The sequence below is a fragment of the Caballeronia sp. LZ043 genome (genome assembly GCF_031451075.1).
GTDB lineage: Bacteria > Pseudomonadota > Gammaproteobacteria > Burkholderiales > Burkholderiaceae > Caballeronia.
On sequence record NZ_JARUXT010000001.1, the window covers coordinates 590,124 to 612,202 of the forward strand.

The window sequence follows — 22,079 nt, forward strand, 5'->3', positions numbered from 1 at the left end:
GCGTCCACGAGGCGTGTATGACGGCCGCGTGACAGCCGCGCCGCCGCTTTCGCCAGTCTGTTCAATTCTGGCAACAAAAGCACGCCACGTGCCCGTCACGGCGCTTTCATGAATCGCGTCTAGGGTGTAAAAGTTTAGCTGGGCCCGAGGTTCGCCGAGAGAGAACCGCGAGGCAGATCAAGCGGAATGTTCAAGCGAAGCATGGATGCGAAACACGCGCGCACGGGGCGCGCGCGCCGCAGTCTTCATCAGATACCGACATGGACACGATGGTTACGCCGACCGCCGCAGAAGCGGTCTGGATCGTCAGGCTCCAGAGCCATCCGCAGTATGACTTCGTGCGTCTGAAGCGGGTCTTCACTGGCCGTGACTCGCGCCACCGGGTCGTGCTCGTCGACGTGAGGAAGTTGCTCGCGTGCGCCGATCGCGACGACACCGACTACGTGCTCAAGGCCGTCGACGACTGGCATGCCGGCAAGGTGCGCGGCATCCGCGAGTTTCTCGACCCGGACAATCCGCGTGTGCCGGAGATGCCGTACGTGACGATCAGCGTGCGGCGTTCGCCCGGCTTGCTCGGGTTGCTCGGCGTGCATCGGGAAGGGGTCGTGGCCTTTCGCAACGGGCAGCATCGCGCGCGCTACATGGCTTATGCGGGCGCGTTGTGCATGCCCGTGGAAGTGCACGAGCGCGAAGCGCCGCTGCTGCACGAGATGTGCGCAGCGCCGGATGTGACCAGCGCTGAATACGGCGAGACCTGAGCACGGCGCGCTCCGCGCGCCGCGCAGGCAGGGCGGGACGGACCGCGATCGCGCCGTCCGCCGATGCAACCGGAACGCCGCTTCAGTTCGCGGCGGCCGGCACGGCGTTGACCGAGGCCGGCATCGGCTTGAGCGCCAGGTGCGGCGCACGGAAACCCTCGTCCGGCATGCTCGTGGACGTCGCGAAACGCTGGCTGAGATAGTCCAGCGCGTAGTCAACGAAGAAGCGCGTCTTGGCCGGCAAGTACTGGCGTCCCGGATAGACGATCGACATCTTGATGTCCGGGTCGTCGATGGCGTAATCGGGCAGCAGGCGGACCAGCGTGCCTTCCTTCAGGTCCGCATTCACGATGCCCTCCGGCAGGATCGCGAAGCCGATGCCCTTCAGCGTGCCCAACCGCACCATCAGGCCGTTGTTCACCGTATAGACCGGCGCGAGCGTGATCTGGTCGGCGGCGCCGAGGTGATGGCGGAAATGCCAGGTCAGATTGCGCATCTCGTTCGGCAACGCGACCGCGGGCAGTCCAAGGAGATCGGCGGGCGCGACGGGCGCGCCGTGCTGCGCGATGAACTCGGGCGTGGCGACCGGAACGAAGGCGTTGGTGCCCACGGGCCGTTCGACCAGCGCCGTGCTCGACACCATGTAAGCCGTGACGATGCCGACGTCGTAGCCGTCCTCGACGAGATCGACGTGGCGCTCGGCGAGCGTCAGACGCACATTGACCTTCGGATGCAGCCTGCGGAAGCCGTCGATGAGCGGCGTGAGCGTCAGCAGCGACAGCGCGCTCGATGCCACGACACGCAGCGTGCCGCTCGGTTCACCCTCGGTATGGGTAATGGCGGATTCGAGATGATCGAGTTCTTCGAGTAACGCGCGGCAACCTTCGAGATAACGGGTGCCGGCTTCAGTCAGCGGAAGATTCCGTGTGGTTCGATTGATTAACCGGGTTTTCAAATGCGCTTCCAGCATCGCGATGGCTCGCGTAACCAGTGCATTCGATACATCGAGTTGTTGAGCAGCCCGGCGAAAGCTTTCAGTATCTGCCACCCGCACGAAAACCCGCATTGCATGGATCTGGTTCATTGTTGCCCTCTCACTGTTGGAGTCATACAGGCTCGCACCCGCCTGCGTCATATCCCAGGCATGCGTCCAGTATTTGAACACCCCCGTTTCTTGTGGAAATAATATTGATCGCCGACGCGAATTGCAATATCCAATTCTTTAAAGTTTTGCTACCAGTTTCTGATATTTTCGTCATTTTCGAATATTCTTTTATGAGGAATCGCCGGAACGAGTTTTTTGGTACGAAAAATGAAACCGATCAGGGGATAAGAAGATGAATGTTCGACCGCAGCGAATTTATATTTCATCGAATTCGAAACCGTATGTTGCATTCATTTAACGACGTTTGCATTAACTGAAGCGGACGCTGGAATTAACTCCGGGAGTCATAAGCGAGCGCGTGGAAGTATGTGTAGTCAATACTCTAAATGACCACTGGAGTTGGTCTTTCGCATGCGAATCACTTTCTTCGTTCACGGGTTCGGTATCGGGCTTGCAATGAATGACTCGCCAAGGCGTCTTCACCAGGCGCTGCGGGCGTGTTCCGTGCTTTGTGATCGGCTGGCTTATCAGGAGGCTCGAATGACCCTTGCCGAATCAACCGTCACGCTGCCGAGCGGCGAAACTCTTCCGAAACTCGGACAGGGCACCTGGGAAATGGGCGACCGCCCGAATGCGCGTGCCAAGGAAATTGCAGCCCTGCGTGAGGGCGTCGAGTTGGGCATGACGCTCATCGATACCGCTGAGATGTACGGCGACGGCGCGAGCGAGCAATTGATCGCCGAAGCGCTCGGCGACCAGCGCGACGCGTTGTTCATCGTCAGCAAGGTGTATCCGCACAATGGCAGCGAGCGCGGCGTTCAGGCCGCTTGTGAACGCAGCCTAAAACGCCTGAAGACCGACCGCATCGATCTGTATCTGTTGCATTGGCGCGGCGGCGAGGATCTGGAAGGCGTGCTGGCCGGCTTCGAAAAATTACAGCGCGACGGCAAAATCCGCCACTGGGGCGTGAGCAACTTCGACACCGACGACATGGAAGAGCTCTTCTCCCTGGACGGCGGCAACGCCTGCGCGACCAATCAGATTCTCTATAACGTCGCGCGGCGCGGGGCGGAATTCGACCTGCTGCCGTGGCTGCGCGAACGCCGCATGCCGGCCATGGCGTACAGCCCCGTGGATCACGCGCGCCTGCCGCGCGGCGGCGCGCTGGCAAAGATCGCGGCGGCGCGCGGGGTGTCGGCGTTCCAGGTGGCGCTGGCGTGGGTGCTGAAGCAACCGGCGGTATTCGCCATTCCAAAGGCGGCGGACGTCGCGCATGTCCGTGAGAACCGCGCGGCGCTCGACCTGGAACTGTCGGCGGACGAACTCGCCGACATCGATCAGCAGTTCAGGGCGCCCCAGTCGAAGCGACGGCTCGAAATGCTGTAGCAATTGCTGTGAAGCCGCGCCTGCTCAACTGCAGGCGTGATGCGCGTGCACCGAGCCCAGCACCGCCACTTCGGCGGGCGTGCGCTTCAGGTCGTCTTCGTTGACCTGCTTCGCGTCAGCGACGAAATCATCGATGATCGACGACACCTTCGTGTCCATCAGGCACAGCGATACGCGCCTGGTCTCGGCCTCCGGCAGCGACATGCGTTGCGACAGGAACAGTACGCCGTACTGATAGCCGCGCACGATGCCGCGTACCGCGCCCAGGCACTGCGCCAGCGCGGCGTTATCCGACTTGTCGGCGCACTGCTGCGCGAGCGTGTAGGCGGAGAAGGTCGGGTCGGAGGCGCCGGGCGTCGGGGCGGGCGCGGTGGTCTGCGCCTGGGCGGCGAAGGTGACGGCGAAAGCAGCGCCGGCGACGAGCGATGCGCGGGCCATGGAACGGGCGGGTTTCATCGGTTGAATCCTCATTGTTGTTGAACGTCGAACCGATGAGAGACGTGGCGGACCGCTTTGGTTCCGGCCAATGCTTGCGCCGGGCGGCCCGCCGTGCAATCAACTCTCCCGGCGCTGCAACGCTCGCAACTCTTCCACCGGAATGTGGCAATGAATCGCGTGGTCGTTGCCGGCGGCGCGGCAGGGCGGCGTTTCGGTTTCGCACACCGCACCGATCTTGCGCGGGCAGCGCGTATGGAACACGCAGCCCGACGGCGGATGGGCCGCGCTCGGCAGGTCGCCCGACAAACGAATGCGCTTCGCATGCGTGCCGTCGAGTGAAGGCGCCGACGACAGCAACGCTTCGGTATAGGGATGCTGCGGCCCGCCGAAGACATCGGCGGCGCGGCCGATCTCCATGATGCGGCCGAGATACAGCACCGCGATGCGGTCCGACAGATAGCGCACGACATGCAGATCGTGCGAAATGAACACGTAGCTCACGCGGCGTTCGCGCTGCAGGTCGGCGAGCAGGTTGAGGATGGCGGCCTGCACGGACACGTCGAGCGCGGAGGTCGGTTCGTCGCACACGACCACGCGCGGGTCGCCCGCGAACGCCCGTGCGATCGCCACGCGCTGCTTCAGGCCGCCCGACAATTGCCGGGTGCGCGCGCCGAGATAGCGCGCCGGCAGCCGCACGGCTTCGGTCAGCTTGTGCAGTCGCGCCTCTTTCGCCGGGCCATGCAGCGCGGCGAGCTTCGACAGCGAGCGCGCGATCAGCTGCCGCACCGAATGCGCGCGATTGAGCGCCGAGTCCGGATTCTGAAAGACGATCTGCAACGACTTCACTTGCTCGTCGCTGCGCTGGGTGACGCGCTCGGGCAGGCTGGCGCCGTCGAGTTCGAGCGTGGCGCCCTTGTCGGGCGAGACGAGCCCGAGCAACAGCTTGGCGAGCGTCGTCTTGCCGCTGCCCGATTCGCCCACCAGCCCGAGCGTTTCGCCCTGCACGAGGTCGAGCGAGACATCGTGGACGGCGCGCACGTCTTCATCGCCGACCCGGAAGGTCTTCGACAGATTGCGCGCCGACAACGCCAGCTGTCCCGTGCCGTTCGCGACGGGCACCGGTGCTTCGTCGGTGGCGCGCGGCAGGTCTTGCGCACGCTCGTGATAATGGCAGCGCGCCATCTGGTCGCCGTGCGCGGCGGCCACGCGGTAGGGTGGCGGCGCGTCCTTCAGACAGCGCTCGTCGGCGAGCTTGCAGCGCGGCGCGAAGATGCAGCCCTGCGCGATCGCGCCCGGCAGCGGCAGCGAGCCGGGAATGGTGTCGAGCCGACCGGTTTCCTTGCTGCGTCCCGCGCGCGGCAGGCAGCGCAGCAGACCCACCGTGTACGGATGACGCGGCTGCGCGAACACGTCGGCGGTCGCGCCTTCCTCGACGAGCTTGCCGGCATAGAGCACGCCGACACGCTCGCACATGCGCCCGATCACCGCGAGGTTGTGGCTGATGAAGAGCACGGCCGTGCCCAGCTCGGCGCGCAGCTGCGCGATCAGATCGAGCACTTCGGCCTCGACGGTGGCGTCGAGCCCGGTGGTGGGTTCGTCGAGGATCAGCAGTTCGGGATTGCAGGCCAGCGCCATCGCGATGACGACGCGCTGTTGCATGCCGCCGGACAGCTGATGCGGGTAGCTCTCCATCACGCGTTCCGGCGACGCGATGCGCACGCGGCGGAGCATGTCGGCGGTGCGGGCGAGGGCTTCGCCGGCGGAGGCGCCCGTGACTTCGAACGCTTCGGAGACTTGCCGCGCGATCGTCAGCGACGGATTCAGCGCGCGCCCCGGATCCTGATAGACCATCGAGACGGCGTTGGCGCGCATGCCGCGCAGCGCATCGGCGCTGAGCCCGGCGACATCGCTGCCGGCAATCGTGATCTTGCCCGCCTTCACGCGGCCGTTGCGTGGCAGATAGCGCAGCACCGCGAGTGCGGCCGTCGACTTGCCGCAGCCCGATTCGCCGACGAGCCCGTACGCCTCGCCGCGCTTCACGCGCAGGGTGATGTCCTGCAGCACATCGCGTTCGCGTCCGCGCGACCGGTAGGCGACCGTCAGCCCGACGACGGTCAGTGCGTCGGCCTGATCGCCTTTCGCGGCGCCGAAGGTGGGGAAGGCAGAGGGCGGCGGGCCGTTCATCGGTCGAGCACTCCCTGCACGGCGTCGGCGACCAGATTCACCGCGACCACCAGCGTGGCGATCGCGGCGGCATCGAACACGACCGTCCACCACGCGCCGCCGGCCATCAGCGTGTAGCACTCGGAGAGCGCGAGACCCCAGTCGGCGGACGGCGGCTGGATGCCGAAGCCGAGAAAAGAAAGCGTCGCGACCGCGAAGATCGCGTAGCCAAGCCGTACGGTTGCTTCGACGATGATCGGCGGCAGCACGTTCGGCAGGATCTCCGCGAACATGATGTACAGCGCGTTCTCGCCGCGCAGTTGCGCCGCGAGCACGTAGTCCAGATGACGCTCGCCGAGCACGGCGGCGCGCACCGTGCGCGCGGTGATCGGCGCGAAGGTCAGGCCGATGACGAGGATCACCGTGATATTGCTCGCGCCCACCGCCGCCAGCGCCAGCAGCGCGACGATCACGAGCGGCAGGGCCAGCAGCGCGTCGATGGCGCGGCCGATCACGGCGTCGACCCAGCCGCCGAAGTAGCCGACCATCAGGCCGATCGCCGTGCCCGCCGCGGTGCCGAGCAGCGTGGCGAGCGGCGCGATGGTGAGGATGTCGCGCGAGCCGACGATCACCCGCGCGAACACGTCGCGGCCGAGCTGATCGGTGCCGAACCAGTGTTCGGCGGAAGGCGGCGCGAGCGAATTGAGCGGGTCGGAGGCGAACGGGTCCTGCGGCACGAGCCAGTGGCCGAACAGCGCGCACAGCACCCAGAACAGCAGGATCAATACGCCGAGGTCGAAGCTGCCCGAACGCGCGAGCGCGCCGAGCGCCTCATAGCGGCGCGGCTTGACGGGCGGGGAGGCCGGGGCGGCGGTCGTGCTCATGGTGCGTCTCCGCTGGATTCGGACGTGCGCAGGCGCGGATTCAGCACCACATACAACGCGTCCGCGATCAGGTTCGCCCCGGTGTAGATCACGCCGATGGTCAGCACGCCGGCTTCGAGCATCGGAAAGTCCTTGCCCTGAGCGGCGGTGTAGATCAGCGAGCCGATGCCCTGATAGTGAAACAGCGTCTCCACCACCACGAGGCCGCCGATCATGTAGCCGAGCTGCGTGGCGGCCACGGTGATGGTCGGCAGCAACGCGTTGCGCAGCACATGCCGCAGGATCACGACGCGCTGCGGCAGGCCTTTCAGGATCGCGGTGCGGGTGTAGTCGGCGTCGAGCGCCTCGACCGTGCCGGCGCGCGCCATCCGCGCGATATAGCCGAAGAACACGAAGACGAGCGGCAGCACCGGCAGGACCAGATGTTCGAGCTGCGTGAAGAAGCCTGCGCCGGCGGGCGCGGTGGCTTCGATCGGCAGCCATTGCAGCCACACGCCGAAGATCAGGATCAGCACGATCGACGAAACGAATTCCGGCACGACCGTCGCCGTCAGTCCGCCGATGCTGATGAGCCGGTCGATCCAGCGGCCCGCGTGGAGCGCCGCGTACACGCCGCCCGCGATGCCGAGCGGCACCACGACGACAAACGCCAGCGCGCCGAGCTTCGCCGAGTTCCACAGCGCGCCCGCGATGAACGGCGCGACCGGCGCGCGGAACGCATAGGATTCGCCCATGTCGCCGCGCAGGAAATGGCTGATCCAGCCGCTGTATTGCGTGAGCAGCGGCCGGTCGACGCCCAGCTGATGATTGAGCGCCGCGACCGCGCGGGCGTCCGCGAGCGGGCCGAGGATCGCGCGGCCGACATCGCCCGGCAGCAACTGGCCGCCCGCGAAGACGATCATCGACAGCAGCCAGAGCGTGATGAGCGCGAGCAGCAGCCGCACGCCGACGAAGCGCGCGATGCGGCGCAGCTTCGCGGCGCCGTTGCCCGTCGTGGCCACGCGCGTGGTGGGCGTGAGGGTGCTCATCGCGTGAACCTCCTAGCCGCGCTCAACCGGCCGCCACCGTCGCGCGGTCGAACCACATTTGCGAAATCGCGTTGAAGCGCACGCCCGAGACGGTCGCGCGCGTGACGATCAACTGGTCGTAGAAATAGGGAATCACGACCGGCGTTTCGTCGAGCAGCAGGCGCTGGATCTGCCCGGACAGCTTCTTCTGCGACGCGACATCCAGCGCAGCCACGAACTGCGTGACCAGCTTGTCGTACTCCGGGTTCTTGAAGTGCGCCGCGTTCCAGGTGCCGCCGCTCGTCAGCGGCGCATTCAGGAACACGTTCGGCACGCCGCGATGACCGTAGTCCGTGATGCCGAGCGGCGAATCGAGCCAGTCCGACTTGCCGAAAGTGCCCGAGCCGTAGTACAGGTCCTGGCTTTCCACCTTGAGCGTGATGCGGATGCCGATCGCCTTCGCCGCGTTCTGCACGACCACCGCGAGATCGGGAATCTCCATGTATTTCTCGGTGGTCAGCGTGATGTCGAAGCCGTTCGCCACGCCCGCTTCGCCCATCAACTGCTTCGCCTTCGCGATATCGAACTTGCGCTGCGGCACGCTCAGGTCGCTCGACGGAAACACCGGCGCGAACGGACTGTCGTTGCCGACCTGCGCGCGTCCGCGGAACAGCCCCTTGACGATCACTTCGCGATTGATCGCGAGCGCCAGCGCCTGGCGCACGCGCTTGTCCCTGAACGCGCCCATGTCGCAGCGCATGTGAATCTGCCGGTGCGAACTCGACTTCGTGCCGAGCACCTTGAACTGCGGATTGGTCAGCATCGAGACGCCGCCCTGCACCGTGAAGTCGCCCATCACGTCGGCCTGGCGGCCCTGCATCGCGAGCAGTTGCGCCTGCTGATCCGCATAGAACGAAAAGCTGACACGATCCGGCAGCGACTTCTCACCCCAGTAGTCGGGATTGCGCACGAACGAGGCGCCGACCTTTGGCGTGTACTTCTCCAGCTTCAGCGCGCCCGTGCCCATGAAGCTTTTTTCGTACGGGCCGGTGAAGTTCGCCGGCAGGATCACCGCGTTGTACGTATTCGAGGACACGTAATACGGAAAATTGCCGTTGGGGGCGTCGAGGTGGAATTCGACCGTGTGATCGTCGACGGCCTTCGCCGAATCCTTCGACAGCACGCCCTTCAGCACCGACAGCGCCGCCGAGCCCGCGCCCGGATCCGACAGCCGGTTGAAGGTCGCGACCACGTCTTTCGCGCTCATCGGCTGGCCGTCGTGGAACTTCACGTTCGGGCGCAGCTTGAAGGTCCAGACGTCGCCCTTGTCGTTCGACTTCCACGAGAGCGCGAGCGCCGGGCGCAGCGTCAGGTGCTCGCTGTCATCGTCGATCAGGAATTCGCCGGTCTGGTTGATCAGCGCGAGACCGGCGGCGTCGGTGACGGTGAGTGGATCCACCGCGCCCGCCGGCGTCAGATGCGCGACGCGGATCGTGCCGCCCGGCTTGGCCGTGCCCTGCGCACGCGCCGACGGCATGCCGAACAAGCCGCCCGCCGCGAGCGCGAAGCCGAGCACACTCGCATGGCGCAGCAGCTCGCGGCGCGTGAGGCGCCCGGCCATGAATTCGTCGATCGCATGATTGCCCAGTTCTCCCGCATGCGGGCGGGCGAGGTCGAGGAGAGGCGCGTCGGTGGAAGATGTCTTCATCGTGTGCGGATGTTGTAGTTGTCGCGCCCGCGCCGGGTTGCGCCGGGCGGGCGATCAGTTGAGCCGCGTCGAAAGCGCCGCCGCGTCTGGCCTGGGTAGCAAGATACGCGCCGCGCCGCCGTCCTCAGCGTGCCGCCTTCAATGGTCGTGCGGATGCTTGTGAATCGGATCGACCCAATAGACTTCCTCGGGCTGCTCAACGGCATCGATATTCAGGTTCACGACGACCGCTTCGTTGTCGCTGCGCACGAGCACGCATTCGAGCGGCTCGTCGGTCCTGGCGTTGATTTCCTGATGCGGCACATAGGGCGGCACGAAGATGAAGTCGCCCGGACCCGCTTCGGCTGTGAATTCGAGATGTTCGCCCCAGCGCATGCGCGCCTGGCCGCGCACGACATAGATGACGCTCTCGAGTGCGCCATGATGATGCGCGCCGGTCTTCGCATTCGGATGGATGGTGACGGTGCCGGCCCAGATCTTCTGGGCCCCGACGCGCGCGGCGTTGATCGCGGCGGCGCGGTTCATGCCGGGCGTCTGCGCGGTGTTGGTGTCGAGCTGATCGCCCCGGATGACCTTGACGCCGTGTTCGCGCCAATCGATATGCTGATGTGCGTCGCTCATGTCGCGGTTGTGTCGCGGTTGGGTTGTATCGTCTGCGGATAGAAGAAGTCCGTTGCGGCCAACCCTGCGCCGGCAACGGACCTCGAGACTACAGGCATGCTACACGCATTTGCGCGCGCGCCCGGCTTGCGTTTCTACTTCGACTTCGAGTTGATGATCGCCTCGGAGACGTTCGACGGCGTCTCCGCGTAGTGCTTGAACTCCATCGTGTAGGTGGCGCGGCCCTGGGTCAGCGAGCGCAGCGACGTGGAATAGCCGAACATCTCGGCGAGCGGTACCTCGGCGCGCACCAGCTTGCCGCCGCCGCCCGCGATGTCCTCCATGCCCTGCACGATGCCGCGCCGGCCGGACAAATCGCCCATCACGTTGCCCATGAAGTCCTCGGGCGTCTCGACCTCGACGGCCATCATCGGTTCGAGCAGCACGGGCCGCGCGCGGCGCATGGCTTCCTTGAAGGCCATCGAGCCGGCCATGCGGAACGCGTTTTCGTTCGAGTCCACGTCATGGTAGGAACCGAAGGTCAGCCGCACTTTCACGTCGACCACCGGATAGCCCGCGAGCACGCCGGCCTTCAGCGTTTCCTGGATGCCCTTGTCCACGGCCGGGATGTATTCGCGCGGAATCACGCCGCCCTTGATCTGGTCGACGAACTCGTAACCCTTGCCCGCGTCCGGTTCCAGCGCGATCACCACGTGGCCGTACTGGCCGCGTCCGCCCGACTGCTTGACGAACTTGCCTTCGACGTCCTCGACCTTGTTGCGCACCGTCTCGCGATACGCGACCTGCGGCTTGCCGACGGTTGCCTCGACGTTGAACTCGCGCCGCATCCGGTCGACGAGAATTTCGAGGTGCAGCTCGCCCATGCCGGAGATGATGGTCTGGCCGGATTCCTCGTCGCTGGTCACGCGGAACGACGGATCTTCCTGCGCGAGCCGGTTCAGCGCGATGCCCATCTTTTCCTGGTCGGCCTTCGTCTTCGGCTCGACGGCCTGCGAGATCACCGGCTCCGGGAAGATCATCCGTTCGAGAATGATGACCTTGTTCGGATCGCACAGCGTGTCGCCGGTCGTCGCTTCCTTCAGGCCGACCGCCGCGGCGATGTCGCCCGCACGCACTTCCTTGATTTCCTTGCGCTCGTTGGCGTGCATCTGCAGGATCCGGCCGAGACGCTCCTTCTTTTCCTTGACCGGGTTGTAGACCGTGTCGCCCGAATTCACCACGCCGGAATACACGCGGAAGAAGATCAGCTGACCCACGAACGGGTCCGTCATGATCTTGAAGGCGAGCGCGGAGAACGGCTCGTCGTCGCTCGGATGACGCTCGGCTTCCTGGTCGTCTTCGGTATGACCGAGAATGGCGGGGACGTCGACCGGCGAGGGCAGGTAGTCGATCACGGCGTCGAGCATCGCCTGCACGCCCTTGTTCTTGAACGCGCTGCCGCACAGCATCGGCACGATTTCATTGGCAACGCAGCGCTTTCTCAGCGCCGCCTTGATCTCGTCCTCGGTCAGACTCTCGTGATCTTCCAGATATTTCTCGAGCAACTCCTCGCTGGACTCGGCCGCGGCCTCGACCATCTTCTCGCGCCACTCGTGGGCGAGTTCCCTGAGATTGTCGGGAATCTCCTCGTAGCTGAACTTGATGCCCTGGCTTTCGTCGTCCCAGACGATCGCCTTCATCTTCACGAGGTCGACCACGCCCTGGAAATGCTCTTCCGCGCCGATCGGAATCTGGATGGGCACGGCCACGCCCTTCAGGCGCTCGCCGATCTGCCGCTGCACGCGGAAGAAGTCCGCGCCGACGCGGTCCATCTTGTTGACGAACGCAATGCGCGGCACCTTGTACTTGTTCGCCTGGCGCCACACGGTTTCGGACTGCGGCTGCACGCCGCCGACCGAGTCGTACACCATGCAGGCGCCGTCGAGCACGCGCATCGAACGCTCGACTTCGATGGTGAAGTCGACGTGTCCCGGCGTGTCGATGATGTTGATGCGGTGTTCCGGATAGTTGCCTGCCATGCCTTTCCAGAAGGCCGTGGTGGCGGCGGAAGTGATCGTGATGCCGCGTTCCTGCTCTTGTTCCATCCAGTCCATCGTGGCCGCGCCGTCGTGAACCTCGCCGATCTTGTGCGTCACGCCGGTGTAGAAAAGGATGCGCTCGGTAGTCGTGGTCTTGCCGGCATCGATGTGAGCGCTGATTCCGATGTTCCGATAGCGCTCGATGGGAGTCTTGCGGGGCACGTGAACCTCCTGTGGATGAAACGACCCGAACAGGCAGTGCAAAGCCCGTTCCGGCCCATGCGAATCTTTGAAGAATAGCGCGTCGGCAGGCTTTTTGCAGGAATCACGGAAGGCGCGCGGCAGGTTCGGCAGTCGAAAAAAAACCGGCGGGAGGCGCCGGTTTTGATCATCGGAGGTCGTCTGTTCTGACGCGTCGTTTCACTGCGCGCGCGGCAGTCCCTTGATCTGCATGCCCGGCTTGATGCCCTTCGCGGCGAACCAGCCCTTGCTCATTTCGAGCGCATACACGCCGTTGTTGCGCGGGCAGTGATTGTTCTCGGTTTCGGCCTGCATCTCGTCGATGTCGGTGATCGTGCCGTCCGCGCGGATGAAGGCGATCGACAGCGGAATCAACGTGTTCTTCATCCAGAAGCAATGCACGGCGTTTTCGTTGAACACGAAAAGCATGCCTTCATTCGGCGCAAGCTGGCTGCGGTACATGAGGCCTTGCTCGCGATCGGCGTCGTTGGCGGCGACCGCTGCATCGATCACGAACATGCCGGCGGTCAGCTTGGCGCGCGGAAAATCGGAGGGCTGCTTGGCGCCGGGCGGCATGGTCTGCGCCTGGGCCGTCTGCGCGAGCGGCAGCGCCGCGCACGGCAGGGCGAGCGCGATCACGCACGCGCGCACCAGCTTGATGAGGTTGAGTCGTTGACTCCGGAAACGCGCGACGGCACGCAAGACGAGATTCACGGCAAAGCTCCCTTATTCATTCGATTGCAACTCTGTTGCCCACTGTTGCTCACATTCTCGGTCGAGCGCGAACCGGGCAAACCCCGCGCATGTTACTCGATGCGGCAGTACAAAACAAAAGGGCAGACGCCTTGCGGCGATCTGCCCTGCAACGCCGTAAGGACGGCGGTAAGACTCGTTCTTTACAGCTATACGGCGTGTTGCAGCAAACTTACTGAGCTGCCGAAGCGGCTTCCGGAGCCGAAGCTGCCTTCTTGTGCGACTTCTTCGACGACTTGTGCGACTTCTTGTGAGCCGACGACTTGTGAGCCGACGAAGCAGCTGCCGGAGCAGCAGCGGCCGGAGCCGATGCGTCTTGTGCGAAAGCAGCGGTTGCGAACAGGCCAGCGACGAGAGCAGCGATCAGTTTGTTCATTCTGTAAATCCTCAGCTTGAGTTGATTTAACCAAGACGACCCGGTCATGGAGTCATGTCGGTAAACGAGCCACCTACCTTTCGGTTGACAGCCGTATCGATTGATTTAAAGACGACACGCCTGTGAACGTTGAACCTTTCAAACACCCTGGAGCACACAGCGTGCTGTAATCGGTTATTCGCTCATGCCGGATAGCTTTTCGCGGCATCTGGGGCCCTTAACGCAGCGCGCGAAGAGTCGGTTGACGCGGATTTCAGGAAATTGCACAGCAGAACCGAAAAAAATCTGGCCGGCGCGAAACGCCGCGAACTGCATTAGCCGATCTTCATGACACGCGTATTCATGTGCGCATCGAAGCTCACTTAGCGAAGAATTTTTGCGAACGATGAATGGGATTCACCGAAGGCGTTGCCAGGGCACGGCCGGCGGTACATCGACGGACTGACCCGGCGCAAGTCCGAGCGTGAAGATGTCCAGGGCGCCGACGGCAATGCGCACCAGCCGCAGCGTCGGAAAGCCGACCGCCGCCGTCATGCGTCTCACCTGACGGTTCTTGCCTTCGCTGATGGCGAGCTCGATCCACGTCGTCGGAATCGCCGCGCGATAGCGGACCGGCGGCGTGCGAGGCCAGAGCGCCTGCGAGGCCTCGTCCGCGACGAAGCGGGCGCGGCATGGACGCGTCACATAGTCGCCGAGATCGACGCCACGGGCGAGATGCGCGAGCGCCGCGTCATCCGGCGCGCCTTCCACCTGCGCCCAGTAGCGCTTGACGAGCTTGTGGCGTGGCTCCGCGATGCGCGCCTGCAGGGCGCCGTCATCGGTGAGCAGAAGCAGGCCCTCGCTGTCGGCGTCGAGCCGTCCCGCCGGATAGACGCCCGGCGTGCTGACCCAGTCCGCGAGCGACGCGCGCGTTTCATGCGCGGAGAACTGGCAGATGGTGCCGAAGGGTTTGTTGAGGGCGATCAATGGCATGCAAAGCGCGCGCGGCTAAAGTGACGGGTTCGGCCCGGAGAATCCGGCATCTTAAAGCATGCGTAACACCGCGCGGCTCACGCTGCTCGCGGTCTCCACGCCGCCCGCAGGCCGTCCGGCGTGGTTAGAATGACGGTCTCGCCATGCTGGCATGCACACGCGCGCGCATGCCTGAAGGCGCGCTCTCCATCCAGTTTGCTTCCATTCAGCCCGGCCTTCTCTGGAGTCGACCATGCCGTATCAGCACATCAAGGTTCCGGCGGACGGTGACAAGATCACTGTCAACGCGGATTTCTCGCTCAACGTATCGGACCAGCCGATCATTCCGTTCATCGAAGGCGATGGCACGGGCGTCGATATCACGCCGGTCATGATCAAGGTCGTCGATGCGGCGGTGGAGAAGGCCTACGGCGGCAAGCGCAAGATTCACTGGATGGAGATCTACGCGGGCGAGAAGGCCACCCGCGTCTACGGCCCGGATGTCTGGCTGCCGGACGAGACGCTCGACGCGGTGAAGGACTACATCGTGTCCATCAAAGGCCCGCTGACGACGCCGGTCGGCGGCGGTATCCGCTCGCTGAACGTCGCGCTGCGCCAGCAACTCGATCTCTACGTGTGCCTGCGTCCGGTGCGTTACTTCAAGGGCGTGCCGTCGCCGGTGCGCGAGCCGGAGAAAATCGACATGGTGATCTTCCGCGAGAACTCGGAAGACATCTATGCGGGCGTCGAGTGGCCGGCGGAGTCGCCCGAGGCGAAGAAGGTCATCCAGTTCCTGCGCGACGAAATGGGCGTGAAGAAGATCCGCTTTCCGGATTCGTCCGGCCTGGGCATCAAGCCGGTGTCGCGCGAGGGCACTGAGCGTCTGGTGCACAAGGGCAACATCATGAAGTTCACGGAAGGCGCCTTCCGTGACTACGGCTATGCGCTCGCGCAGAAGGAATTCGGCGCCGAGCTGATCGACGGCGGTCCGTGGATGAAGGTCAAGAGCCCGAAGACGGGTAACGACATCGTCGTGAAGGACGTGATCGCCGATGCCTTTCTGCAGCAGATCCTTCTGCGTCCTGCCGAATACGACGTCATCGCCACGCTCAACCTGAACGGCGACTACATCTCGGATGCACTCGCGGCGCAGGTGGGCGGCATTGGCATTGCGCCGGGAGCGAACATGTCGGATTCGGTTGCGATGTTCGAAGCGACGCACGGCACCGCGCCGAAATATGCCGGCAAGGATTACGTGAATCCCGGCTCGGAAATTCTTTCAGCCGAAATGATGCTGCGTCATCTGGGATGGTTTGAAGCCGCGGACCGCATCATTCATTCGATGGAACAGTCCATATTGTCGAAACGCGTCACTTACGATTTCGCCCGTCTCATGGAAGGCGCGATTCAGGTTTCCTGCTCGGGTTTCGGCGAGGTGATGATCGAGAATATGTGACAGCTCACCGTTATTCGAGCGCGCATTTTAAAAACCCCGGAAGGCTTATGCCTTTCGGGGTTTTTATTTGGCGAATGCGCTCAATATGTGAGTCATCCAACGGTTCGGACCGGACATAAAAAAACCCGGCGCGAAGGCCGGGTTCACGAGGCAGGTTCTGATCGAACGGTCAGGCAGCGTCCTGGATGTTCGAAGCTTGTTTGCCTTTCGGTCCCTGGACAATCTCAAAGCTGACCTTCTGGCCTTCCTTGAGCGTCTTGAACCCATTCATTTGAATCGCCGAGAAATGTGCGAACAGATCCTCGCCGCCTTCATCGGGCGTGATGAATCCATAGCCTTTCGCGTCGTTGAACCATTTGACCGTACCTGTAGACATTCGTACTTCCCCTCTAACTCTCGTCGCATCCCAAGAGCCCTTGGAAAAGATTGGAACCCACCCCTCATTGCGAGTGCCCTCTTTTCTTCACTGGCTCACCTCGGGCATTTCTTATCCGTGGAGTGGCCCCCGGAAAAAAGTGCCAGTTTGATTGTTGAATCTCTTAAATCGGGTGTCAAGGAATTTTTGGGATGGCCGATAAGCTCGTTGCAAAGAGCACATTTGTAGGGGTAATTCCTGCTTTGCGTGTGCGGCGCCGTCCAAGCAGGGCACCTTGAAAAGACGCATAATCGACTCACTTGTGTGATACGGCCAGCACTCGCGGCGGGCGGCACAGCCGGTTTTTTTGAAGCTGTGCGATACTGGGTTCGACGAGGTGCAAGCGGGCCGCGCCGGACCACAGGGGCCGCGGCAGGATTCGATGGACCTTCGCTGCGCGAGCACGTTTCCAGTCATTTATTCCGGGTCTTCAGGCCGGTGCTGGAGCGGCGATTGCGGGGATGTCCGTGTTGTTTAGAATGGGTGTATGGCGACCAATCCCAACAAGCAGGACGGCACGGTACTGGAGCGGCAGGAGCAGAAGCTCAAGAAGCCGGCCATGTACAAAGTGGTGCTGCTGAATGACGACTTCACGCCGATGGAATTCGTCGTGATGGTCGTGCAGGAATACTTCAATAAGGATCGCGAGACTGCGACGCAGATCATGCTGAAGGTTCATCGCGAAGGCAGGGGAGTTTGTGGGGTCTACACGCGAGATATTGCGTCGACCAAAGTTGAGCAAGTCGTTAGCCATGCACGGCAGGCGGGGCATCCGCTGCAGTGCGTGATGGAGGAAGCATGATTGCCCAGGAACTGGAAGTCAGTCTGCACATGGCGTTTATGGAAGCACGTCAGGCGCGGCATGAGTTCATAACGGTCGAGCATCTGTTGCTTGCCCTGTTGGACAATCCGACCGCGGCTGAGGTGTTGCGCGCCTGCGCAGCCAACATTGAAGATTTGCGGCAGAACCTGCGCAATTTCATTCATGACAACACGCCGACCGTGCCGGGCACGGACGACGTCGATACTCAGCCGACGCTTGGTTTCCAGCGCGTGATCCAGCGCGCGATCATGCATGTGCAATCGACCTCGAACGGCAAGAAGGAAGTGACCGGCGCGAACGTGCTGGTGGCGATCTTCGGCGAGAAGGATTCGCACGCGGTGTACTACCTGCAGCAGCAGGGGGTGACGCGGCTCGACGTGGTGAACTTCATTTCCCACGGCATCGCCAAGACGAACGGCGGCGAGTCCGCCAAGGCGAGCAGCGAGGCCAATCCTGAATCGGAAGACGCTGCCGCGCAGAAGGAAACGCCGCTCGCGCAATTCACGCAGAACCTCAATCAGCTCGCCAAGGACGGCAAGATCGATCCGCTGATCGGCCGCGAACTCGAAGTCGAGCGCGTGGTGCAGGTGCTGTGCCGCCGGCGCAAGAACAATCCGCTGCTGGTCGGCGAAGCCGGCGTCGGCAAGACGGCCATCGCGGAAGGTCTCGCTTGGCGCATCACGCGCGGCGAAGTGCCGGACATCCTGGCGGATGCGCAGGTCTATTCGCTGGACATGGGCGCGTTGCTCGCGGGCACCAAGTATCGCGGTGATTTCGAACAGCGCCTGAAGACGGTGCTCAAGGAATTGAAGGAGCGTCCGCACGCCATCCTGTTCATCGACGAGATTCACACGCTGATCGGCGCAGGCGCGGCTTCGGGCGGCACGCTCGACGCATCGAACCTGCTGAAGCCGGCGTTGTCGTCGGGTCAATTGAAGTGCATCGGCGCGACTACGTTCACCGAATACCGCGGCATCTTCGAGAAGGACGCGGCGCTTTCCCGCCGGTTCCAGAAGGTCGATGTCACGGAGCCGTCGGTCGAGCAGACCGTCGCCATCCTGCGCGGTCTCAAGACGCGTTTCGAAGAACATCATGGCGTGAAGTATTCGTCGGGTGCGCTCTCGGCGGCGGCGGAACTGTCGGCGCGTTTCATCACGGACCGTCATCTGCCTGACAAGGCGATCGACGTCATCGACGAAGCGGGCGCGGCGCAACGCATCCTGCCGAAGTCGAAGCAGAAGAAGACCATCGGCAAGAGCGAGATCGAAGAGATCATCTCGAAGATCGCGCGCGTCCCGCCGCAAAGCGTGTCGCAGGATGATCGCAGCAAGCTCCAGACGCTCGATCGCGACCTGAAGGCCGTCGTGTTCGGCCAGGATCCGGCCATCGATGCGCTGTCGGCCTCCATCAAGATGGCGCGCGCGGGTCTCGGCAAGACGGACAAGCCGATTGGCGCGTTCCTCTTCTCCGGCCCCACGGGTGTCGGCAAGACCGAAGTGGCGAAGCAGCTGGCGTTCACGCTGGGCATCGAGCTGCTGCGCTTCGACATGTCGGAATACATGGAGCGTCATGCGGTCAGCCGGTTGATCGGCGCGCCGCCGGGCTATGTCGGTTTCGACCAGGGCGGCCTCTTGACCGAAGCCGTCACGAAGAAGCCGCACTGCGTGTTGCTGCTGGATGAAATCGAGAAGGCGCATCCGGACATCTACAACGTGCTGCTGCAGGTGATGGATCACGGCACGCTGACGGACAACAACGGCCGCAAGGCGGATTTCCGCAACGTCATCATCATCATGACGACGAACGCGGGCGCCGAGGCCATGGGCAAGTCGGTGATCGGCTTCACTTCGCGCCGCGAGTCGGGCGACGAGATGAACGACATCAAGCGCATGTTCACGCCGGAGTTCCGCAACCGTCTGGATTCGATCATCAGCTTCCGTTCGCTCGATGAAGAAATCATCCTGCGTGTGGTCGACAAGTTCCTGATGCAGCTGGAAGATCAGTTGCATGAGAAGAAGGTCGACGCCGTCTTCACCGACGCGCTGCGCAAGCATCTGGCCAAGCATGGCTTCGACCCGCTGATGGGCGCGCGGCCGATGCAGCGTCTGATCCAGGACACGATCCGTCGTGCGCTGGCCGACGAGCTGCTGTTCGGCAAGCTGATGAACGGCGGCCGCGTCACGGTGGATGTCGACGCCGAGGACAAGGTGCAGATCACCTTCGACGAGAATTCGGCGCCGCCGCGCAATCCGAATCCGGAGACGATCGAAGTCGAATAAGCCTGAAGGTTCTGGGCGATGAGAAAACGGCGCGAGTAACCCTCGCGCCGTTTTTGTTTGCTGCGTCAGCTAGTCAATCGATCAGTCGATCAGTCGCGCGGCGTATCGAAGGCCAGCGGAGCCTCCATGTAGGCGCTCAGCTTGTCGCGCGTCCACGACTCCGGATTGCCGATCGACGACACGATGCCGGTCGTCGAACCACCGCCCAGCAGCACCGCGAAGATGCCGCGCAGCGGGAAGTCGCCGTACAAGGGCGTGGAGAGGTCGAACGGCTCCGAGCGGACGAACATGGCCTCAGCGTTCGCCCCCATATCCGGGAACGACGACGAGAACGGCAACGCGAGGATCGTCGGGTTCACGTTGTGGTAGTCGCTGCCAATCGCCGCATCGCCCATGATGCAGCTGCCGCCCGTGCCCCAATGCTGGCTGTCGAAGTCCGCATTGACCTGATCGTTCGTGTTCGGCGTGCGGCTCGCCGGAATCTGCCACGGCATGACGGGCACGCGCAACGCGCGGCTCACGTTCTCGCAGAAGTCGAAGTAACGCTGCCATTCACGCGGACCGTAGCAGTAGCCGTTCACGTAGGCGCGCTGGGTGAAGTCGTCGGCTTCATAGCGATCGATCGCCAGGAAGTCCGGCGCATACGGGCCGTCGCAGGCACCGAGGCTCTTTACGTAATCAGCGGTCTGCTGCGCCATCGAGGCCGTATCGACGTCCTTGTAGATCCACTCCGAATAGCCGACGCCCCACAGATTGATCTGCCAGCCGAAGGTCACCTTGGGTGCCACCTTGCGCGTCAGCCAGTTCACCGCCAGCACGTAACCCGCGATCGTATTGGTGATGGACGAAGGCACCGCAGCCTGAATGTTCCAGTGCGCGAGCGCAGTCTTCAGCGGTTCGATCACCGGCATCGCGTAGCTCGCGCCGAAGCCGGCCTGCTGGCAGGCGCCGAGGAAGTCGGGATTGACGATGAAGCCCGCCGGCACGTCGTGCTGCGCGTCCGCATTGCTCATCGCGATATTCAGCGCGAGGATGTAGTTCGCGAAGCTGTGCGCGTGGGCGTCGGCGTTCGCGAGAATGCCGGGCGTGTTGCCGAGCGACAGATTGCACGTGTACGAGATCGCGACCGGCAGCACGTTTTGCGTATTGCCCAGCGCGCTTTCCGTGTCGCGTGCGAGCTTGATCAACGCGCGGGTTTGCGGATCGTCCGACAGATAGACGTTCGAGTCGCCCGCACCGTCGGTGCCGGCATAGACGAAGATCGACGTGGCGCGCGCCGCGGCGAGATCGGCCTTGTTACCGGGCGTCAGGTCCACGCAGCCGCCGAAGCTCAGGTACGACGGGAAGCCGCGCACGTTGAGGTTCGCGGACGCCTCGATCGACACGTCGAGCACGCTCGAGCCGTTAGCGGCAACAGCCAGCGAGGCGGGCGCATCGACGACGCGAACGATCCCGCCCGACACGAACGCCGGCGCGATGACCGTGTACGTGCCAGGCTTGACCGGCGCCGTGAAGGAGGTCGTCTGGGTCGTGGCCGTGATCGTCTGCGAGTAGTTCATGTCGGCGCCTTGCAGACGCAGCACGATGCTCTGTGACAGCGGCTTATCGGCGGTGACGTGAATGGGCAGATGGACGAAGCCGGTGGTATCAACCTTCTTCGTCTTCACCTGCGACTGGCCGACCGTCACTGTCTGCAACGCGTTGTCGAGCTTCACGTCGTGGATGTCGAACGTGTATTGCGCGTTGTTCACGTTGATGGCGTCGATCGCGATACGCACGTTGTCCGAAACCGGCAGCGAGCGCAGCGATGTCGTGGTGCCGGTCGTGGTGTCGAACGCAGCCAGCGTCGCGCCGCTTTTCTTGTCGGTCACCGTGACCGAGAGGGTTTCGTCGTCGAGACCCCGAAGTTCGTCGATCACGATATCGAGCGCCGCCGTGCGCTCCACTGCGCCGAAGGTCACGTCCATGGCAACCGTCGCGCCGGCCGCGAGCGTGAGCTGCATCGGCGTGACGATCAGCGGCGCCGCGACGGTCTCGTCGGCCGTATGCACGTCGCCGGACTGCACGGTGTAGTCGCCTTGTTCGAGCGTCACCGAGGTCGCTTCACCATAGACGAGTGTGACCGGCGTGGCCTGCGAGCCGCGCAACAGCGTGATGACTGGCGACACGTCTTGCAGCGCGGCATCGGGTGCGGCGTCGCAGTCGATCTTGACCGTCGCGTTGACCGCCGGAGCCTGGTCCGCTGCGATGACGAACGAGTTCAGATACGTGTCGGGAGCGGCGGTCAGGTCGCCGTTGATCGAAATGGTGATCTGATCCTTGTGATCGATCAGGTGCGGCGCATTGAAGTCCATCTCCAGCGCAATGGAGTACAGGTTGTCGCCGATCGAAGTCGATTGCACCTGATTCGACGTCGACACCCACGAAGTGAAGCTCGGCCAGACGTCGGTGGCGCTCACGGCCACCGGCGACGAAAAGTTCAGCGCGAGATACTTGTTGACCTGAACCTGGCTGCCGTCTTCATAATTGAGGTTCGAGACGATGATCTGGCCATACCACTGGCCCGCTCCCGGGGCGACGACGGCGTCATATTGGATGTTCATAGTGTGGTTTCCTGAAAAATAAAAAACGAATCGATCGACGGCGCGAAGCAAACCGGCCGATGCGATCACGCTTGTCTGGATAACTGAATAAATTC

General features: G+C 63.4%; 18 protein-coding genes. 5 read left to right on the plus strand and 13 right to left on the minus strand.

Going from position 1 to position 22,079, the window contains the following annotated elements; all coding sequences use genetic code 11:
- Positions 1–260: 260 nt before the first annotated feature.
- On the plus strand, positions 261–758 hold the full coding sequence (locus tag QCE64_RS02680; RefSeq protein WP_309914158.1) for a plasmid fertility inhibition factor family protein: 498 nt from the start codon (positions 261–263) through the stop codon (positions 756–758).
- 82 nt (positions 759–840) lie between these two features.
- On the opposite strand, the gene QCE64_RS02685 is transcribed toward QCE64_RS02680, so the two are convergent.
- Positions 841–1,893 (minus strand): LysR family transcriptional regulator, encoded by a 1,053-nt coding sequence (locus QCE64_RS02685; protein WP_310004121.1) that lies wholly within the window; start codon positions 1,891–1,893, stop codon positions 841–843.
- A 510-nt stretch (positions 1,894–2,403) separates the two neighbouring features.
- On the opposite strand from QCE64_RS02685, the gene QCE64_RS02690 reads away from it, so the two are divergent.
- Positions 2,404–3,249 carry an aldo/keto reductase gene (locus tag QCE64_RS02690; RefSeq protein WP_310002587.1) on the plus strand — a complete coding sequence of 282 codons (846 nt, stop codon included), beginning with the start codon at positions 2,404–2,406 and terminating at the stop codon, positions 3,247–3,249.
- 24 nt (positions 3,250–3,273) lie between these two features.
- Here QCE64_RS02690 and QCE64_RS02695 read toward each other — a convergent pair whose 3' ends face one another.
- The 10 genes from QCE64_RS02695 to QCE64_RS02740 all read right to left on the minus strand — a co-directional run bounded on the left by QCE64_RS02695 (position 3,274) and on the right by QCE64_RS02740 (position 14,429).
- Positions 3,274–3,705 carry a hypothetical protein gene (locus QCE64_RS02695; protein ID WP_310002588.1) on the minus strand — a complete coding sequence of 144 codons (432 nt, stop codon included), beginning with the start codon at positions 3,703–3,705 and terminating at the stop codon, positions 3,274–3,276.
- Positions 3,706–3,804: 99 nt separating this feature from the next.
- Positions 3,805–5,871 (minus strand): ABC transporter ATP-binding protein, encoded by a 2,067-nt coding sequence (locus tag QCE64_RS02700; protein ID WP_310002589.1) that lies wholly within the window; start codon positions 5,869–5,871, stop codon positions 3,805–3,807.
- On the minus strand, positions 5,868–6,734 hold the full coding sequence (locus QCE64_RS02705; protein WP_310002590.1) for an ABC transporter permease: 867 nt from the start codon (positions 6,732–6,734) through the stop codon (positions 5,868–5,870). Before QCE64_RS02705 ends, QCE64_RS02700 begins: the two co-directional genes overlap by 4 nt.
- The gene (locus tag QCE64_RS02710) at positions 6,731–7,762 is read right to left on the minus strand and encodes an ABC transporter permease (RefSeq protein WP_309914172.1); all 1,032 of its coding nucleotides are present in this window, start codon (positions 7,760–7,762) and stop codon (positions 6,731–6,733) included. The genes QCE64_RS02705 and QCE64_RS02710 overlap by 4 nt, the downstream gene beginning before the upstream one ends.
- Positions 7,763–7,784: 22 nt before the next feature.
- Positions 7,785–9,449, minus strand: a complete 1,665-nt coding sequence (locus tag QCE64_RS02715; RefSeq protein WP_309929332.1) for an ABC transporter substrate-binding protein — start codon at positions 9,447–9,449, stop codon at positions 7,785–7,787.
- Between the two features lie 138 nt (positions 9,450–9,587).
- The gene (locus tag QCE64_RS02720) at positions 9,588–10,070 is read right to left on the minus strand and encodes a cupin domain-containing protein (RefSeq protein WP_309807436.1); all 483 of its coding nucleotides are present in this window, start codon (positions 10,068–10,070) and stop codon (positions 9,588–9,590) included.
- Positions 10,071–10,204: 134 nt separating this feature from the next.
- Positions 10,205–12,310: an elongation factor G gene (gene fusA / locus QCE64_RS02725; RefSeq protein ID WP_309807437.1), complete on the minus strand. Its 2,106-nt coding sequence runs from the start codon at positions 12,308–12,310 to the stop codon at positions 10,205–10,207.
- A gap of 198 nt (positions 12,311–12,508) precedes the next feature.
- Positions 12,509–12,988, minus strand: a complete 480-nt coding sequence (locus QCE64_RS02730; RefSeq protein ID WP_404987349.1) for a DUF192 domain-containing protein — start codon at positions 12,986–12,988, stop codon at positions 12,509–12,511.
- Between the two features lie 265 nt (positions 12,989–13,253).
- Positions 13,254–13,457: a hypothetical protein gene (locus QCE64_RS02735; protein ID WP_309807438.1), complete on the minus strand. Its 204-nt coding sequence runs from the start codon at positions 13,455–13,457 to the stop codon at positions 13,254–13,256.
- Between the two features lie 396 nt (positions 13,458–13,853).
- Positions 13,854–14,429, minus strand: a complete 576-nt coding sequence (locus QCE64_RS02740; protein ID WP_310002591.1) for a pseudouridine synthase — start codon at positions 14,427–14,429, stop codon at positions 13,854–13,856.
- A gap of 232 nt (positions 14,430–14,661) precedes the next feature.
- On the opposite strand from QCE64_RS02740, the gene icd reads away from it, so the two are divergent.
- Entirely contained in the window at positions 14,662–15,864 is a 1,203-nt protein-coding gene (icd, locus tag QCE64_RS02745) for an NADP-dependent isocitrate dehydrogenase (RefSeq protein WP_310002592.1), read from the plus strand.
- Positions 15,865–16,033: 169 nt separating this feature from the next.
- Here the strand turns inward: icd and cspD are convergent, their stop codons facing one another.
- On the minus strand, positions 16,034–16,240 hold the full coding sequence (cspD, locus tag QCE64_RS02750) for a cold shock domain-containing protein CspD (RefSeq protein WP_008351201.1): 207 nt from the start codon (positions 16,238–16,240) through the stop codon (positions 16,034–16,036).
- Positions 16,241–16,766: 526 nt separating this feature from the next.
- On the opposite strand from cspD, the gene clpS reads away from it, so the two are divergent.
- Positions 16,767–17,081, plus strand: a complete 315-nt coding sequence (gene clpS / locus QCE64_RS02755) for an ATP-dependent Clp protease adapter ClpS (RefSeq protein WP_016344488.1) — start codon at positions 16,767–16,769, stop codon at positions 17,079–17,081.
- Complete coding sequence (clpA, locus tag QCE64_RS02760) at positions 17,078–19,381, plus strand: ATP-dependent Clp protease ATP-binding subunit ClpA (protein ID WP_309807442.1); 2,304 nt, start codon at positions 17,078–17,080, stop codon at positions 19,379–19,381. Before clpS ends, clpA begins: the two co-directional genes overlap by 4 nt.
- An 89-nt stretch (positions 19,382–19,470) precedes the next feature.
- On the opposite strand, the gene QCE64_RS02765 is transcribed toward clpA, so the two are convergent.
- A complete protein-coding gene (locus QCE64_RS02765; RefSeq protein WP_310002593.1) occupies positions 19,471–21,984 on the minus strand; it encodes a hypothetical protein in 2,514 nt (837 codons plus the stop codon).
- Positions 21,985–22,079 lie beyond the last annotated feature (95 nt).